General features: G+C 28.1%; 12 protein-coding genes and 1 other annotated feature. Of the genes, 9 read left to right on the forward strand and 3 right to left on the reverse strand.

The features are described from left to right. Positions 1-202: 202 nt before the first annotated feature. Complete coding sequence (locus ACYUDJ_RS19725) at positions 203-4495, forward strand: 2-hydroxyacyl-CoA dehydratase (RefSeq protein ID WP_043032536.1); 4293 nt, start codon at positions 203-205, stop codon at positions 4493-4495. Between the two features lie 161 nt (positions 4496-4656). Here ACYUDJ_RS19725 and ACYUDJ_RS19730 read toward each other — a convergent pair whose 3' ends face one another. Beyond that, a complete protein-coding gene (locus tag ACYUDJ_RS19730; RefSeq protein WP_003483488.1) occupies positions 4657-5685 on the reverse strand; it encodes an ABC transporter substrate-binding protein in 1029 nt (342 codons plus the stop codon). Positions 5686-6080: 395 nt separating this feature from the next. Between ACYUDJ_RS19730 and ACYUDJ_RS19735 the strand changes: the two genes are divergently transcribed. The 5 genes from ACYUDJ_RS19735 to ACYUDJ_RS19755 all read left to right on the forward strand — a co-directional run bounded on the left by ACYUDJ_RS19735 (position 6081) and on the right by ACYUDJ_RS19755 (position 14455). After that, positions 6081-8576 carry an FtsX-like permease family protein gene (locus tag ACYUDJ_RS19735; protein ID WP_043032469.1) on the forward strand — a complete coding sequence of 832 codons (2496 nt, stop codon included), beginning with the start codon at positions 6081-6083 and terminating at the stop codon, positions 8574-8576. A gap of 2 nt (positions 8577-8578) precedes the next feature. Further along, complete coding sequence (locus tag ACYUDJ_RS19740; protein WP_042384280.1) at positions 8579-9325, forward strand: ABC transporter ATP-binding protein; 747 nt, start codon at positions 8579-8581, stop codon at positions 9323-9325. A 142-nt stretch (positions 9326-9467) separates the two neighbouring features. Further along, positions 9468-9684, forward strand: a binding site (T-box leader). Between the two features lie 62 nt (positions 9685-9746). Continuing rightward, complete coding sequence (locus tag ACYUDJ_RS19745) at positions 9747-10253, forward strand: GNAT family N-acetyltransferase (protein WP_030036759.1); 507 nt, start codon at positions 9747-9749, stop codon at positions 10251-10253. A 20-nt stretch (positions 10254-10273) separates the two neighbouring features. Further along, complete coding sequence (locus ACYUDJ_RS19750) at positions 10274-12919, forward strand: valine--tRNA ligase (RefSeq protein WP_003483495.1); 2646 nt, start codon at positions 10274-10276, stop codon at positions 12917-12919. 246 nt (positions 12920-13165) lie between these two features. Further along, positions 13166-14455 (forward strand): bifunctional folylpolyglutamate synthase/dihydrofolate synthase, encoded by a 1290-nt coding sequence (locus ACYUDJ_RS19755; protein ID WP_003483496.1) that lies wholly within the window; start codon positions 13166-13168, stop codon positions 14453-14455. A 21-nt stretch (positions 14456-14476) separates the two neighbouring features. Here the strand turns inward: ACYUDJ_RS19755 and ACYUDJ_RS19760 are convergent, their stop codons facing one another. Further along, the gene (locus ACYUDJ_RS19760; RefSeq protein WP_042384283.1) at positions 14477-14725 is read right to left on the reverse strand and encodes a TIGR03905 family TSCPD domain-containing protein; all 249 of its coding nucleotides are present in this window, start codon (positions 14723-14725) and stop codon (positions 14477-14479) included. A gap of 139 nt (positions 14726-14864) precedes the next feature. Here ACYUDJ_RS19760 and ACYUDJ_RS19765 point away from each other — a divergent pair, with 139 nt between their 5' ends. Then, complete coding sequence (locus tag ACYUDJ_RS19765) at positions 14865-15749, forward strand: YncE family protein (RefSeq protein WP_003483499.1); 885 nt, start codon at positions 14865-14867, stop codon at positions 15747-15749. A gap of 2 nt (positions 15750-15751) precedes the next feature. Here ACYUDJ_RS19765 and ACYUDJ_RS19770 read toward each other — a convergent pair whose 3' ends face one another. Beyond that, a complete protein-coding gene (locus ACYUDJ_RS19770; RefSeq protein WP_003483501.1) occupies positions 15752-16279 on the reverse strand; it encodes a DUF4364 family protein in 528 nt (175 codons plus the stop codon). 163 nt (positions 16280-16442) lie between these two features. On the opposite strand from ACYUDJ_RS19770, the gene pdaB reads away from it, so the two are divergent. Together pdaB and ACYUDJ_RS19780 are read left to right on the forward strand one after the other, a co-directional pair. Then, positions 16443-17195 carry a polysaccharide deacetylase family sporulation protein PdaB gene (gene pdaB / locus ACYUDJ_RS19775; RefSeq protein ID WP_042384286.1) on the forward strand — a complete coding sequence of 251 codons (753 nt, stop codon included), beginning with the start codon at positions 16443-16445 and terminating at the stop codon, positions 17193-17195. A gap of 198 nt (positions 17196-17393) precedes the next feature. Beyond that, on the forward strand, positions 17394-17891 hold the full coding sequence (locus ACYUDJ_RS19780) for a hypothetical protein (RefSeq protein WP_043032468.1): 498 nt from the start codon (positions 17394-17396) through the stop codon (positions 17889-17891). Positions 17892-17905 lie beyond the last annotated feature (14 nt).

Here is a 17905-nt window from a genome sequence, read left to right on the forward strand (position 1 = left end):
ATAATGTTAAATGAAGTGATTTGCAATAATTGGGAAAAGGTATATTCTATCACATAATGTTTAGTTGAATAATAATTATTAAAAGTATATAATATGCATAGTTAATATGAATTTAGTAATATATTTTTTATTAAGTCAAAATATGCATAAATTTATTCCGTTTTTCGTTGTTTTAATATTTAATGTAAAAAGGTGATTATATATGAAAGAGATATTAAAAATGGGCTTAGATGTAGGCTCAACTACTGTAAAGATAGTTATATTAGATAAGTATTACAACATATTATACAGTGTTTATGAAAGACACTTTTCTGATATAAAAAACACAATAGGTAAGTTAATAAAAGATACTTTTAATAAATTTAAGGATCATAGTGTAAGTATTATGGTTACGGGTTCTGGTGGCCTCTCTGTATCAAAATGGTTTGATATACCTTTTATACAGGAAGTAGTAGCTTGTACAAATACTATCAAAAAATTTGCTACAAATACTGATGTGGCTATAGAGCTAGGGGGAGAAGATGCTAAAATTACCTTCTTTGATGATGGAATAGATCAAAGAATGAATGGAACTTGTGCTGGAGGTACTGGTGCCTTTATAGATCAAATGGCATCTCTTCTACAAACAGATGCAAAGGGATTAAATGAGCTAGCAAAAAATTATAAAGTTATACACCCTATAGCAGCAAGATGTGGGGTTTTTGCTAAAACAGATGTACAACCATTGATTAATGAAGGAGCTACAAGGGAAGATATAGCTGCTTCTATTTTTCAAGCTGTAGTTAATCAAACCATAGGAGGGCTTGCCTGCGGGAAAACTATAAAAGGTAATGTAGCTTTCTTAGGTGGACCTCTTTATTTTTTATCTGAACTTAGAAAAAGATTTATAGAAACGTTAAAATTAACTAAGGAGCAGGTTGTTTTCCCTGAAAATTCTCAGTTGTTTGTGGCTATGGGAGCTGCATTAACTGTGAAAGATAGCAAAATAGTTACATTAAAATATTTGTTAGATAAATTAGAGGAATTAGAGAACACTAGGTTGGAATCTGTAGCAACATTAAGACCATTATTTGCTAATGAGCAGGAATATATTGAATTTAAAAATAGACATGAAAAACATAAAGCAGTAGAAAAAAGTTTAGAGAATTTTAAAGGAAATTGTTATTTAGGAATAGATGCTGGATCTACTACTACTAAGGTAACCCTTATAGATGAAAATGGACAATTATTATTTTCAAGTTATGGAAGTAATGAAGGTAACCCTTTAAAATCTGTAATAAATATACTTAAAGATTTATATTCAAAGTTACCTAGAGAAGCTCAGATTTTAAATTCTGTAGTTACAGGATATGGAGAAAAATTAATAAAAGCTGCATTAGATATAGATATTGGAGAAGTTGAAACCATATCGCATTATAAGGCAGCAGAATTTTTTAGTCCAGGAGTAGACTTTATTTTAGATATCGGTGGACAAGATATGAAATGCTTAATTATAAAAGATGGTGTTATAGAAAGCATTATGCTTAATGAGGCTTGTTCATCAGGGTGCGGATCTTTTATAGAAACTTTTGCACATTCTCTAAAAATGAGTGTACAAGATTTCTCTAAAGAAGCGTTAACCTCTAAAAATCCAGTAGATTTAGGATCTAGATGTACTGTTTTTATGAATTCTAAAGTTAAACAGGCTCAAAAGGAAGGAGCTACTATAGGAGATATATCTGCAGGTCTTTCCTATTCAGTAATAAAGAATGCTCTTTTAAAAGTAATAAAAATAAGAGATCCTAAGGAAATGGGAAATAAAATAATAGTTCAGGGAGGAACTTTCTATAATGAAGCGGTTTTAAGAGCCTTTGAACTTATATCACAAAGAAAAGCAATAAGACCTAATATAGCAGGGCTTATGGGAGCCTTTGGAGCTGCACTTATAGCTAAAGAAAGATACGAAGAAGGCTATAAAACTACCTTAGCCACAATGGAGCAATTGGAGAAATTTTCTGTAGAAACAGAAATGAAAAGATGTGGGAAATGTCAAAATAATTGTCTTTTGACTATTAATAAATTTTCTGATGGTACACAATTTGTATCTGGCAATAGATGTGAAAGAGGAGAAGGAAAAGAAAAAATAGAAAATAAAATTCCAGATTTATATGAATATAAATATAAAAGAATATTTAATTATGTACCACTAAAGAAAGAAGAAGCTGAAAGAGGAATAGTAGGTATACCACGAGTTTTAAACATGTATGAAAATTATCCGTTTTGGTTTACATTCTTTACAAAATTAGGCTTTAGAGTGGAGCTATCTCCACGGTCTACTAAAAAAATATATGATCTAGGAATAGATACCATTCCTTCAGAATCAGCTTGTTATCCAGCTAAAATAGTTCATGGACATATTAAGAGCCTCGTAGATAGGGGTATAAATTTTATATTTTATCCAGCTATAACCTTTGAGCAAAAAGAACAAAAAGAGGCTAATAATCACTATAATTGTCCTATGGTAATTTCTTATTCAGAGGTTATAAAAAATAACATGGATATAATTAGAGATAAAAGTATAAAATATATGAATCCATTCCTATCTTTAGATAATAAAAAGAAGTTAGCTAAAAGACTTTATGAGGAATTTAAAGATATCTTTAATATAAGTCTTTATGATATAAAAAGAGCAGTAGAGGCTGCTTATGAGGAAGATCAAAAGGTGAAGTTAGATATAAGGAAAAAGGGAGAAGAAGTTATAGACTATTTAAAAAGAACAGGTAAAAAAGGTATCGTATTATCTGGTAGACCTTATCATATAGATCCAGAAATAAATCATGGTATAACTAATATAATTACATCTTTAGATATGGCAGTTTTAACAGAGGATTCTATAGCTCATCTAGGAAGAGTTGAAAGACCTTTAAGAGTAGTAGACCAATGGGTTTATCATTCAAGGTTATATGCAGCAGCTAGTTTTGTAGCTAAAGAAAATAATTTAGAGTTAGTTCAACTTAATTCCTTTGGTTGTGGATTAGATGCGGTAACTACAGATCAAGTTCAAGAAATTTTAAAAAGAACTGGTAAAATATATACTCTTATAAAAATAGATGAAGGAAGTAATTTAGGCGCCGTAAGAATTAGACTACGTTCTTTAAAAGCAGCTATATATGAAAGAAAGAAAAAGAACTTTAACCCTGTTAAACAATATGATATATCTGAAAGACCAGTTTTTACTAAAAAGATGAGAAAAAATCATACAATATTATGCCCACAAATGGCACCAATACATTTTCAATTTATAGAAACAGCTTTTAAGGCCTCTGGGTATAATTTAGAAGTTCTTCCATCTGTAGATAAGAAATCTATAGATGAAGGGTTAAAATATGTAAATAATGATGCTTGCTATCCTAGCATAATTGTAGTTGGACAAATGATTGAGGCGTTAAAATCAGGTAAATATGATGTGAATAATACTTCTGTTATAATAACTCAAACTGGTGGAGGCTGTAGAGCTACCAATTATATTGGATTTTTAAGAAAGGCATTAAAAGAAGCTGGATACTCTAATGTACCTGTTATATCTTTAAATGTAGTAGGATTAGAAAAGAATCCAGGATTTAAAATAACCCCTTCTTTAGGAAATAAGTCTATGATGGCTTTAGTCTATGGTGATTTGTTCATGAAAGTTTTGTATAAAGTAAGACCTTACGAAAAAATACCAGGTTCAGCAAACTTACTTTATAAAAAATGGATAGAAAAGTGTAAGAAAAGTATTTACAATGGTGATTTAAAAGAGTTTAAGCAAAACATAAATGATATTGTGAGAGATTTTGATACTTTAGAAATTAGAAAAATAACTAAACCTAAGATTGGAGTAGTTGGAGAAATTTTAGTTAAATTTCATCCTACAGCTAATAATGATGTAGTAAATATTATAGAAAAAGAAGGTGGAGAAGCTGTAGTTCCAGATTTAATAGATTTCTTTTTATACTGTGCTTATAGTGAGAACTTTGTATATAGATATTTATCAGGTAAAAAAAGAAAAGCAGTATTAAACAATATCGGAATAAAAGCTATAGAATTTTATAGAAAAGAAATGAAAGAGGTTTTAAGAAACAGTAAAAGATTTTCACCACCAAAAGAAATAGAAGAACTAGCAAAATTAGCGGAACCGATAGTTTCTATAGGAAATCAAACAGGAGAAGGTTGGTTTTTAACTGCAGAAATGATTGAATTAATAGAAAGTGGAACTAAAAATATTATTTGTATGCAACCATTTGCTTGCCTACCTAATCATGTTACAGGAAAAGGTATGATAAAAGAATTAAAAAGAAATTTTAAAGGAACTAATATAGCGGCCATAGATTATGATCCAGGAGCAAGTGAGGTTAATCAATTAAATAGAATTAAGCTTATGATGTCTGTAGCCTTTGAAAATTTAGAATTAGAAGAAGTAAAAAAGGCAAAGGAAGAGATAGCAGTATCTAAAAAAGATGATATTATAGGAGATTAAAAATCTATAAAATACAAAAGGAAGGGATATTTAAGTACCCTTCCTTTTGTATTATAAATTTTATTATTCTAAATGTTATTTTAAAAATATTAAGCATTAGTTAGATTTTAATATATTTTTAGTAAACATATACTATACATTTGATTTAAAGTTGTATAGTGTTATTTTATAGTTTTTTCAGCTTCTTTACTAAATTTAGTATTTACTATTTTATTAAATTCAGGTCTTTCAGGAATCAATTCTTTATCATAACTTTGAATTATATCCATTAATTTATTTAAATTTTCCTCTTTTAAAGTAGGAGTGTTTGCAAAGGAATTTATTTTTTTATAGTTTTTTATAACATTCACAAGTATGTCTTCTTTAGCACCAGGGAAGAAGGAAATTATTGACTTTGCTATTTCCTCTTCAGTATGTTTATCTATCCATTTTTGTGACTTGTATATAGCATTTGTGAACTTTTGAATTGTTTCTGGGTTTTTTTCCATATAAGATTTTGTACTGAAATAACAAGTATAAGGTATATTTCCAGCAGATTCACCTATAGATGCTACTATATGCCCTGCATTTTCTTTTTGAAGCATACTGGCAGTAGGTTCAAATAAAGCTACATAATCGGAAGTTCCTGATTTAAAAGCACCAGCAGTAGCTGTAAAAGCTATATTTGTAATAAGTTCTACATCTGATTTAGGATTTATACCGTGATTTTTTAATACATATTCTAAAGACATTTCAGGCATACCACCAGGTCTTCCACCTATTATTTTTTTACCCTTTAAAGATTCCCACTTAAAGTTATCTTCTTTATTTTTTCCTACTAAAAAAGAACCATCAGATTGGGTTAATTGAGCAAATAATACAGGGTAGTCTTCTCTTTTTTGATTATAAATATAAATTATCTGTTCTGGACCACAAAGTCCTATATCTGCACTCTTACTTAAAACTTGCTGCATAGTTTTATCAGCACCTTGTCCAGTGGAAAGGTCTATTTCTATACCTTCTTCTTTGAAAATACCTTCGTTTATAGCTACGTACATAGGAGTATAGAAAACAGAACGAACTACTTCGTTTAATCTTACTTTCGTTAATTTTTCAGTTTCTTCTTTTTTATTATTGCAGCCAGCCAATAAACCTAGTGAGAAAATTAAGACTGTGATTAAAGAAATTACAGTAATTTTTTTATTTTTCATAATATCCTCCAAGATAAATTTTATATCAGTCTATAATATGAGAGTATTATTAATTATGTTAAATACTTTTATATGATTTCAATTTTCTATGTTTTTTTATTATTTAAGAATTAATAAATAAAAAAATATAATAAATTTGATTCAAAAAATATGTAAAATATATTAGCGCTGAGATTTAGAGATACAGAAGAATACTTTTATAGAACTTTATGAATATTTTGATGGAATTACTTGAGAAAATACAAGAATAATGGTATGTTAAAAACAATGTACAATATTGTAATATTCGATTGTTATAGGGAATATATGGATGTTATGAAAGAGTGTCTAGAAAAGTTTTATGGATAAAAAGTAATAGAGAATAGAGCTTTATGATGTTTTGGGGGATGAATATTATGAAAAAGCCAAAGATGCAAATATTATTTGCTATTTCTATTATACTAATTTCTTTCTTACCTGTTATGACAAATGGGGGACAAAGTTATACCATATTCCAATTGTTGGCGGGGAATGTTAAAACGATGAATCTTGTGATACCAACTCAAGTTCCAGCAGTTTTATTGCTTGTTACACCAATACAGTATTTAATACATATGATTTTGCTTATAAAAAATAATACTGATAGGTATGAGGGGGTTATTCTATACTTAAGTTTACTGACTACAGTATTAGGAACTATTTGTATTTTATTGTGTGGAATAGGAGAAAATAGTGAATTTGCTATATGGGTATGGCTTCGAATGGTTCTTGTTTTCATTGCATATGTGTCACCTAGAGTGTATGAATCATTTCAGGATTTTAAGCAAAACGAGAAAGTGCAAAAGTTAGAAGAGCAAAATGAAAGAGTAGCAGAAAAGGAAAAGCAAAGAGAAGATACTAAGTATATGAAACGTATTAAAAAGAATCCATATCTTAAAAAGATTCTTTGGAAAATTTATAAAAGTAACATGAGAAATTCTATACTGTTAGTTACAGGAGCTACTATTTCCAGTGCATTTTTATTTACTACTATTGCAGTTTATGAGATGTTTTTTGATTTACAAAAGGGGAATGTTCCGGTAGTAGGGGATGAATTATCAGTTTTATTATGGGATGCAATTATTTTAATCGGCATTATATCTATTTTCTTATTAGCACTTTCTTTAAAAATATATGCAAAAAGTAGAATCAAAGATTATAATTTAATGATTACTTTAGGAATGCGAGATAGAGTTTTACGATTTTTTATTGCAACTGAATATATAGGAAGTTTAGCAGTAGGATTATTGATTGGAATTTTCATCGGTAGTCTTTTGACAATTGGATTTCAGAGTGTTATACATTCTATATATCCAACATTTATTTCAATAAAACTTCCTAATATTAAGACTTATTTAATAGCATGTTTTTGCATTATTTTATTATTTTTAGCTTCAACTATTATAAATCACGAAATTTATGTTGAAATGGAATTAGGATCTTCACGACAGATAGCTGTATCAAAAGAGAAGATGCCAAATAGATGGTTAGGAATTAAATGTGTTGTAGGAATAATATTGATGCTGGTTTCCAGCTATGCATTTTCTAAGCGTGTATGGACAGAGTCTATTTATCTTATTATTATGTTTTTGGTTGGATGTTATATGATCATTAGTGCAGGAGGAGCATGGATTTTAAAAAGTTATAGAAAGAAGGGAAATGGATATTATAAAAGACTTCCATTTTTACAGCAGTTTTATAGTAGATTTAAGACACATAGAAGTAATTTTTTTATGGTATACATTCTTCATTTTTTATTAATAGGGTATTTTTCCGTGCGGATATCAGGAATCATTCCTCTTGACAGAGTACAGGCATTGTTTCCTTATGATTATGTGTGTTTAGGAGAAAAAGAGGATCAAGAAACTTTTAAAGAATTTCAGAAAAAATTTTCTGAGAAGAGCCTAATACTTCCAATGGTACGGGTCACAGTTGCCAGTGCAAGTGAAGAAAATAGTGGAAGTAGAATGGATACAAGTTTTCAGGGTCAGAATATGGGTATTTCAGAGAGTAGTTACAATCAATTGACCGGGAGAAAATTAGGACTCCAGAATAAAGAAATTTATATTTCCTTTCAACAGGATAAATCAGAAAAGGCGCATTTGATAGACTTTTCAGTATTAAGTGGTAGTCCTAGAATGAGATTTGGAATGCCAGAGCCTTATTTTCCTGAAAATAGAGATAAAGTTTTTGATTCAGATTATAAGGTTATAGGACAAGAACGTAGAATTATTGTTGGAAACCTGGTGGGAGGAATGCAGGAGAATATTGTTGTTTTTTCTGATGAATATTTTAAATCAATATATTCTACTGGTGATGGGGCGAATATATTGGCATTGTTTAATATAAACAAAGACAAAGGGGAAGAAGCAGTTGTGAAATTTTCAGATTATGCAAAAGATCACATACAATATAGTGAATATGATTCACTTATTCAGCCTGTATATGGGAAAAAAGTTTTACAAAACGATACTTTGCTAGCTCATATATTAAAATTGTTAGAATATCTATTTGTAATGATATTACTGTTGATTAGCATATTATATGTTTTCATTGTAAAGATGGTTTCAGAGTTGCCAGACACACGATCTAGAATGAAGCAGTTTAAATATTTAGGCATGAGGGAAAGATTGGATAGAAAAATTTTAGCATTTGAAAATAATGTTATGACAATTATGCCATTGGTATTGGCAATAGTAGCGAGCATTTTATATATTTTTATTACTTTAAAGGTTCGTTATTTCACAAAGATAGAAAAACAGGAATTTTGGCAATATGAAATATGGATTATAGGAGTTTATACTATTATAAATTTAATTGTAGCATTTATAATAGGTAGGGTTATGATTTGTCTTGGAAATAGGGAGGAATGATTATGGCAGTGATAGAAACAAACAATTTGGTTCGTAATTATAAATTAAATGGAAGTAATCTGAATGATGGGACCGAGATAAAGGTAATAAAAGGACTAGATTTGATTGTTGAAGAAGGAGATTTTATTGCGATTATGGGGAAGTCCGGTTGTGGAAAGACAACCTTAATGAAACTACTTGGATTTATTGATAAACCTACATCCGGTGAGATTATTTTCAAAGGGAGGAGTACAAGGCAGTTTAATAAAGATGAAGTTGCAGATATTCGAAGGAAAGAAATTGGTTTTGTGTTTCAGGATTTCTATTTGATGGATAGCCTTACTGTGAAAGAAAATATTATGCTTCCAATGATTCTAGAGGGAGAAGAGACAAACAAAATATTAAGTGCAACGGAAAGACTGGCCAAGCATTTTGAAATTAGTCATTTGTTAAATAAAAATACTTACGAATTATCTGGGGGAGAAAAACAGCGAGTAGCTATATGTAGAGCGTTGATTAATGAACCAGATTTAATATTGGCAGATGAGCCAACGGGTAATTTAGATTCTAAATCTGCACAGATTGTAATAGATAGTTTGATGAATATTAATAAAGATATGAAGAAAACAATAATACTTGTAACCCATGATGCTGAGATTGCTAGTTATTGTAAAAAAGTAATATTCTTAAAGGATGGAAACATTATAGGTAACATTAATAAAAGGGAAGGGTTTTATAACGATATTATAGGAATGATAAAAAAATTATAAAATTTTAATTTTTAATATTTACCGTATATTAAATGTTTTATCTATTTATAATATGTAATATAATTAAATTATGTTATTGACATTATATTGGTAACAGTTATATAATGAATGAAATGATTATTTATATAAAATTAAATTATAAAATAAAGCTTTGAAAAAGAGGAGTAGAGATAAAAAAGTATAAAGAGAGGAAAACTCAAAGGCTGAAAAGTTTTCTATATATAATTTATCTTGAAGGTAGCTTTGGAGCTTCTTTACTGAGTTTAGTAAGTAGAGACGGATTTCTTATTCGTTAAATATATAAGAGCCTGTAGTTTTGCAGGAAAAAAGGTGGTAACGCGAGGTTTTTCGTCCTTTTAAGGATGAAAGGCCTTTTTTTATTTTTATTTAATGTTGTAAAAATATAAAAGGAGGTAAGCATATGACTATGATTATTAGAGCTGTAAGTCCTGAGGATTATAAAGATATAAATGAAATAAGATGTATGGCTGGAGTACGAGAAAATATTTTAGGCAGAATTAGTGAAAGACTTGAAGAATCTAAGGGATTTATACAAAGTTTAGACCATAATGACCATCTACTTGTTGCAGAAATAAAAGAAGAGGATGAAAAGAAGATTGTTGGAGTCATTGGTTTAAATGTAAATAGCAATCCTAGAACAAGACATACAGCATCACTAGGAATGATGGTTCATAAAGCTTACCAAGGAACTGGTATAGGAAAAAAGCTTATGAGTGAAATTCTTGATTTAGCAGATAACTGGCTTATGTTAGTTAGAATAGAATTAGGAGTATTTACTGATAATGAAAAAGCTATAAAGCTATATGAGAAATTTGGATTTAAAATTGAAGGAACAAAAAAGTATGCTGCTATTAAAAATGGCAGATATGCTGATGAATATATAATGGCAAGATACAAAAATATATAACTATAAGAGGAGGAATTTAAATGTCAGAAACAAGAGAAATGGCAAAAACTTATGATCCTAAAGAGTTTGAAGAAAGACTTTATAAAAATTGGGAAGAAAAATCATATTTTACACCAGAGGTAGATGAAAATAAAACACCATATACTATAGTATTACCACCACCAAATATAACAGGAAAACTTCATTTAGGTCATGCTTTAGATGATACATTACAAGATATATTAATGAGAACAAAAAGAATGCAGGGCTTTAGTACTCTATGGTTACCAGGACAAGATCATGCCAGTATTGCTACAGAAGTTAAAGTTGAAAATGAATTATTAAAAGAAGGTATAGTAAAAAAAGAAATAGGAAGAGAAGCTTTCCTTGAAAAAGTATGGGAATGGACAGATGAATATAGAGGCAAAATAAGAAATCAAATTAAAAAATTAGGTTGCTCTTTAGATTTTACAAGAGAAAGATTCACTATGGACGAACAGCTAGATAAAGCAGTAAAGCATTTCTTTGTAAAATTGTATAATGAGGGCTTAATTTATCAGGGAAATAGAATAACAAACTGGTGTCCAAAATGTAAAACAGCCTTATCAGATGCAGAAATAGAATATAGTGAACATGAGGGACATTTTTGGCACGTAAAATATCCAGTAGTAGGTAGTGATGAATATTTAGAGATAGCTACTACAAGACCAGAAACAATGCTTGGAGATACAGCAGTAGCTGTTAATCCAAAGGATGAAAGATATGCTCATTTAGTAGGAAAAACTCTTATGTTACCATTAGTTAATAGAGAAATTCCTATAGTTGCTGATGATTATGTAGACATGGAATTTGGTACAGGAGCAGTTAAAATAACTCCAGCTCATGATCCTAATGATTATCAAGTAGGAAAAAGACATAACTTACCACAAATCAATGTGATGTTTGATGATGGAAGAATTAATTATGAAGAAACTAGATATCATGGAATGGATAGATATGAAGCTAGAAAAGCTATAGTAGAAGACTTAAAAAATGAAGGTTTTTTAGTAAAAATAAAAGAGCATAATCATAATGTAAGTTGTCATGATAGATGTAATACAGTAATAGAACCTATAATTTCCAAACAATGGTTTGTAAAGATGGAACCACTTGCAAAACCAGCTATAGAAGTAGTAAAAGAAAAAAAGGTTAAATTTGTACCGGAAAGATTTGATAAAACCTATTTTAACTGGATGGAAAATATTCAAGATTGGTGTATATCAAGACAATTATGGTGGGGACATAGAATTCCTGTTTGGTATTGTAAAGATTGTGGTGAAGTTATAGTAGTTACTAAAGAACCAACAAAATGTCCAAAATGTAATAGTGAAAAATTAGAACAAGATAACGATGTTTTAGACACTTGGTTTAGTTCAGCTCTATGGCCTTTCTCAACTTTAGGTTGGCCAGATAAAACACCAGATTTAAAATATTTTTATCCTAATAATACATTAGTAACAGGATATGACATAATATTCTTCTGGGTAGCTAGAATGGTATTCTCAGGACTTTATTGTATGGATGATATTCCATTTGATACAGTATTAATTCATGGTATAGTTAGGGATTCAGAAGGAAAGAAGATGTCTAAGTCCTTAGGAAATGGTGTAGACCCAATAGAAGTAATAGAGGAATATGGTGCAGATGCATTAAGATTTACATTAGTAACAGGAAATGCACCAGGAAATGATATAAGATACTATCCTGAAAGAGTAGAAGCGGCTAGAAATTTTGCAAACAAGATATGGAATGCATCTAGATTTGTTCTTATGAATTTAGATAAAGATTTAATGGATAAATATAAAGATAATAAAAACTATACTATAGCTGATAAATGGATATTATCAAGATTAAATACAGTAGTTAAAGAGGTTACAGAAAATATAGAAAAATTTGAACTTGGAATAGCTTCTCAAAAGATTTATGACTTTATATGGGGAGAATTCTGTGATTGGTATATAGAACTTGTAAAACCAGTATTATATGGAGAAAATGAAGAAGCAAAGGGAATAGCTTTCAATGTACTTCATAAAGTATTAGAAACTTCATTACAATTATTGCATCCTATAATGCCATTTATAACAGAAGAAATATATACTCATTTATATACAGAATATGAATCAATAGTTATATCAAAATGGCCACAATATAAGGAAAGCCTAAAGGATGAAAAATCAGAAAAGGATATGGAATATATTATAGAAGCTATAAAATCTATAAGAAATGTTAGAACAGAAATGAATGTTCCACCTTCTAGAAAAGCTAAATTAATGATTTACTTAACAGAAAATAAAGCAGAAGGATCTTTTAAAGAGGGAGAAGTTTATTTCCAAAAACTAGCTTCAGCTTCAGAAGTTAGCTTCTTAGAAGATAAAGAAACATCAGATAAAAATGTATCTGTAGTTACAAGAGGAGCAGAAATATTTATACCGTTATTAGAATTAGTAGATATAGAAAAAGAATTAGAAAGACTAAATAAGGAAAAAGAAAAACTAGAAAAAGAAATAGATAGAGTAGAAAAAAAATTATCTAATGAAAAATTTGTATCTAAAGCACCAGAAGCTGTAGTTAATGAAGAAAAAGAAAAGGGTGAAAAGTATAAAGCAATGCTTAAATCTGTACTTGAAAGTTTAGAATCATTAAAATAGGATTTAATTTAAACTAATTATATTAATATTTTTATACTTTATTAATAAGTTTTGTATTAAGTTATAAATATAATATAAAATAGTAGAAATACCATAAATACAGGGAAGATAATTTGTAGCTTTCCTGTATTTATTATATAAAAATACAAAGTATATGTTAAATTTTTTAGGGCTAAATAGAAATAATATAAAAGTAACAAAAGAGTTATGATTTGTGTAAAAGATATACATAGGAAGTGATTATATATGGATTATAAAGAAGCTAGAGAGTATATACAATCAAAAGCTAAGTTTGGTAGTAATTTAGGATTAGAAAGAACAGAAAAGCTTTTAGAACTATTGGAAAACCCTCATAAGAGGTTAAGATGCATACATATAGCAGGTACAAATGGAAAAGGATCTACTACGGCAATGATTTCTGCAATATTAAAAGAGGCTGGTTATAAAGTTGGAATGTACACATCTCCTTACATAGAGGAATTCGAAGAAAGAATACAAATAAATAACTATAATATACCTAAAGATGATTTCAGCCATATTATAACCAAGGTGGCTAATGTGGTAGAAAAGGTAGGGAATATGGGATATGGAAATCCTACAGAATTTGAAATTATAACCGTTGCTATGTTTTATTATTTTTGTTTAAAAAAAGTGGATTTTGCGGTGATAGAAGTGGGGTTAGGAGGAAGACTAGACTCCACTAATGTGTTAGAACCTATCTTAAGTATTATAACCTCTATAAGTTATGATCATATGAATATTTTAGGTGAAACTTTAGAAAAAATAGCTTATGAAAAAGCAGGAATAATAAAAAAAGCTCCTGTTATAATATATCCACAAAAGAAAGAATCAGAAAAAATTATAGAAAAAGTATGTAAAGAAAAAAAATCTGAGCTTATAAAAGTAGAAGATAATTTAATAAATGTAAAGAGAGAAATTATACAAAAAAATATAGGCCAGCAAAGCTTTAAATTAAAAACTAAAGAAGATACTTATAATATATGCTTATCCTTATTAGGAGAACATCAAATAAAAAATTGTATTGTAGTTATATTAGCCATAGAAAAGTTAATAAAATTAGGTATAAAAATAGAAAAAATATATATAATATCAGCCCTTAAAAAAGTGAAATGGCCAGCTAGACTAGAAATAGTAAATAAAAATCCTCTAACAGTAATAGACGGAGCCCATAATATGGAGGGCATAGAAGGTTTAAAAAATAATGTGAATAAATATTTTAAATATAATAAGCTTATTTTAATATTAGGCATATTAAAAGATAAACAAGTAGAAGATATGATAAAAACATTAGTACCGCTAGCAGATAGAGTATTAACAGTAACTCCCCATAATGATAGAGGGGAAAGTTCAAAGGAATTAATGCACATTGCGTTAAAATATAATAACAATTGTGAATATTTAGAGGACTATAAAGAATGCTATAATAAAGGAAAATCTTATTATGAAGAGGGGGATATGATTTTAATTTGTGGGTCACTATACATGGTAGGAGATATGAGAAAATTAATAAAATAAGGAAAGTGTGATACACTTTCCTTATTTTATTTTTTTAGCTTCTTGTAGTGCTTTGGATAATTGATCTGGACAGGAAGTATTTTTAGAACCACAAGTTATACCTTGTAATCTTTTTATAGCGTCATCAACATCCATTCCTTCTATTAAACTAGATAATCCTTTAAGATTACCATCACATCCTCCAAGAAAGTTAACCTTTACAACTTTATTTTGGATTATATCAAAAGTTATTTCTCTTGAACAGACTCCAGTAGGTGAATAAGTGTGCATATTTATAGCTCCTTTCCATTGCAATGTTAAATAATACAAATATTATTATATAATATAAAACTTTATTGCTCAACATAAAAGATTTATCACCAAATTAGTTATTTTTCACATATTATATTATAGAGCGAGGGGTGATAAAATGAGGTATGTTTATGTATGCAATACATCTACAGATTGTATTTCCAAAGTTTCTATAGATAATTTTAAAGAAGAAAACAAAATAACCCTAAATAATGAAGCATCCACTAGAATAGGGCCTCATGGTATATGTGCATATAATGATAAATTGCTAGTAGCTAATAGTTATAGTAATTCTCTTTCTGTAGTAGATGGAAAATTAGGAAGAGAAGTAGAAAATTATTTTATAGGAATGCATTGTAACGATGTAGTTGCATATGGAGATAAAGCCTATGTTATTTGTGGTGATCTAAACAATGTAACTGTATTTGATATGGTTAAAAAGAAAATTTTAAAACAAATACCTTGTGGAGATTTACCACATAGCATAGTTATTGATAAACAGAAAGAAATATTAATGATATCAAATATGGGAACAGATAGTATAACATTAATAGATTGTAAAGGAGAAAATAGAGTAAAAAATATAAGAGTTGGATCTTATCCAACAAAGGCTGTTTTCACAGTGGATGGTAAATATATATTAGTATGTGAAAGCAATTTAGGTTCTGATTATAAAGGAAGTATAAGTATAATATCTAGAAAAAATTATAAACTTTTATATAGAATTCCTGTAGGAAATTCACCAGTTGATATGTGTGTTGATGAGAAGTTATGTATAGTTTCTAATTTTGGTGATGGTACTATTAGTTTGATTGATATAAATTACTATGAAAAAGTAAAAGATATAATTGTTGGTGGTATGCCTCGAGGAGTGTGTAAAATAAAAGATAATATTTATGTGGGAGATAATTATAAAAATTTATTTTTAAAGATAAATATTAGAACTAACAATAAGAAATCTATACCTATAGGTGGAGAACCTACAGGTATTTTAGTATTATAATATCAATTGTCATTTGTTGATTTTAAAATGTTTAATATTTGTAAATACATCGCACTAGAATTTTCTTTCCACTTAGAACAGATTTCTTTTGCTTCTTTATTTGAATTTACAGATAACTTTATATCCATTAATAAGAAGTTATTTTCAGTGGCTTTTAACCTTACTAAGAAGGTATCTTTGTTTTCTAAGGTATAATCAGCCATGATATTAACTTCTTTTTTTATCGAATTTAATTTAGAGTCTAAATAATTATTTATAGATTCAATTTTATCTTCACTAATTCTATCTATAAACATTGAGAGAACACGGTTACCTTTTTCTGTAATTATTATTTTATGTTGATCTGTATTTCTAATAAAGCCAGAAGATGTAAGTTCGGATAGATATTGCTGTAAAGTAAAATAATTAATTAGATTATTTTCTAATATAATTTCGGTTATTTTATTATTAGAGATAGAAAGGTCTAATCTATTAAATACATAAAGAATCAGCAATTTATTTTCAGCTAATTCTAAAGCATCATCAAACATCAAATTTCCTCCCCAAAGTTTAGTTAAAATAATTTATATATAATTATATCATAAAAATTAAGTGTAAATTACTTTAATGAATAAAAAATAATTATTTAATGCATATAAAAAAATATATTTTATATAAATAAACATGAAGAAATATTTAGTTTGGAGGAATAAAATGAAAGATAAATTTAAAAAGAGGATGGTATTTTCTTTACTACTCTTAGTTTTAGCTATAAGTATGTCTTTTTTTATTAATGGTGGAGGTCAAAATGTTTCATTAAATGTTAAGAAGAAGGTGCCTATATATAGAGTTGATACAAAAGAAAATAAAATATCTTTAACTTTTGATGTCAGCAGAGGGGACGAATATATAGATAAAATATTAGATATTTTAGATAAAAATGATGTTAAGGCTACCTTTTTTTTAGTGGGGGATTGGATAGAGCAAAAACCAGAAAAAGTAAAAGAAATTCATGATAAAGGACATGAAATAGGAAATCATTCGCATAGTCATCCTAATATGAGTAGAATATCTAAAGAAAAAATAATAAAAGATATTAATATTAATGATGCTAGTATAAGAAAAATAACTGGAGAAGGTACTAAATTATTTAGATTTCCATCAGGAGAGTATAATGCTGAAGCGATAGATACAGTAAATGAAATGGGATTATATTCTGTGCAATGGGATGTAGACAGCATCGATTGGAAAGAGGAAGGAGCTGACTTAGAATATGAAAGAATTATAAAAAAGACTAAACCTGGTTCCATATTGCTTTTCCATAACACAGCTAAATATACCCCAGACAATTTACCAAGAATAATTAAGGAATTAAAAGGAAATGGATTTGAATTTGTTAAAGTAGGAGATTTAATATATAAAGAAAATTATTATATAGATTCAGCAGGAGTACAAAAAAAGAATTAAAGTTTAAATTATAAAATGAAGGAATATTTAAAAAAATATAGAAAATGTAGTATAGGTGTAATATTTTTACTAAAGAGGGTGATTAACACACAAAAGATATAATATTATGATAAATCAATAATAAAATTACAGGGGAATAAAATATTGTAAACTGAAGAAAATAACTAAAAATAGTTATTTTCTTCAGGGGTGTGTAAAATGAAAAAAATATGTATATATTCAGAGGATGAAAATTTTGTAGGGCATATTTATAATATGATAAAAATATTAGATTTAGATTTAGATTGTTCAAGGGAAAATACTTTAGCAAATAGTGAATACATAGTAATAAATAGAGATATTAATTTTGAATATGATGGAATAGATTGTGAATATTGTTTTATAAATATGGATTTGTTTAAAAATAAAAATGTGGATATAAAAGGTGTTGTTATAACCTATGGATTAGGAAATAAAAACACTATTACTTTATCTAGTTTGGAACAAGAAAATATAGGAATTGTTTATTGTATTCAAAGATATATAAGCATATATAATGAAAATATAATAGAACCACAAGAGATACCATTAAACATTTATTATGAAGATGAAAATTATCTTTATGCTTATATGGTTATTATAACTATTGCTTTAATACAAGGGGTACATATTTCTAATATAAAGAGTAAAATAATTAATTCTATAAATAAATTTTAACTTTATGGCATATT

Source organism: Clostridium sp. CTA-6 (genome assembly GCF_054768115.1).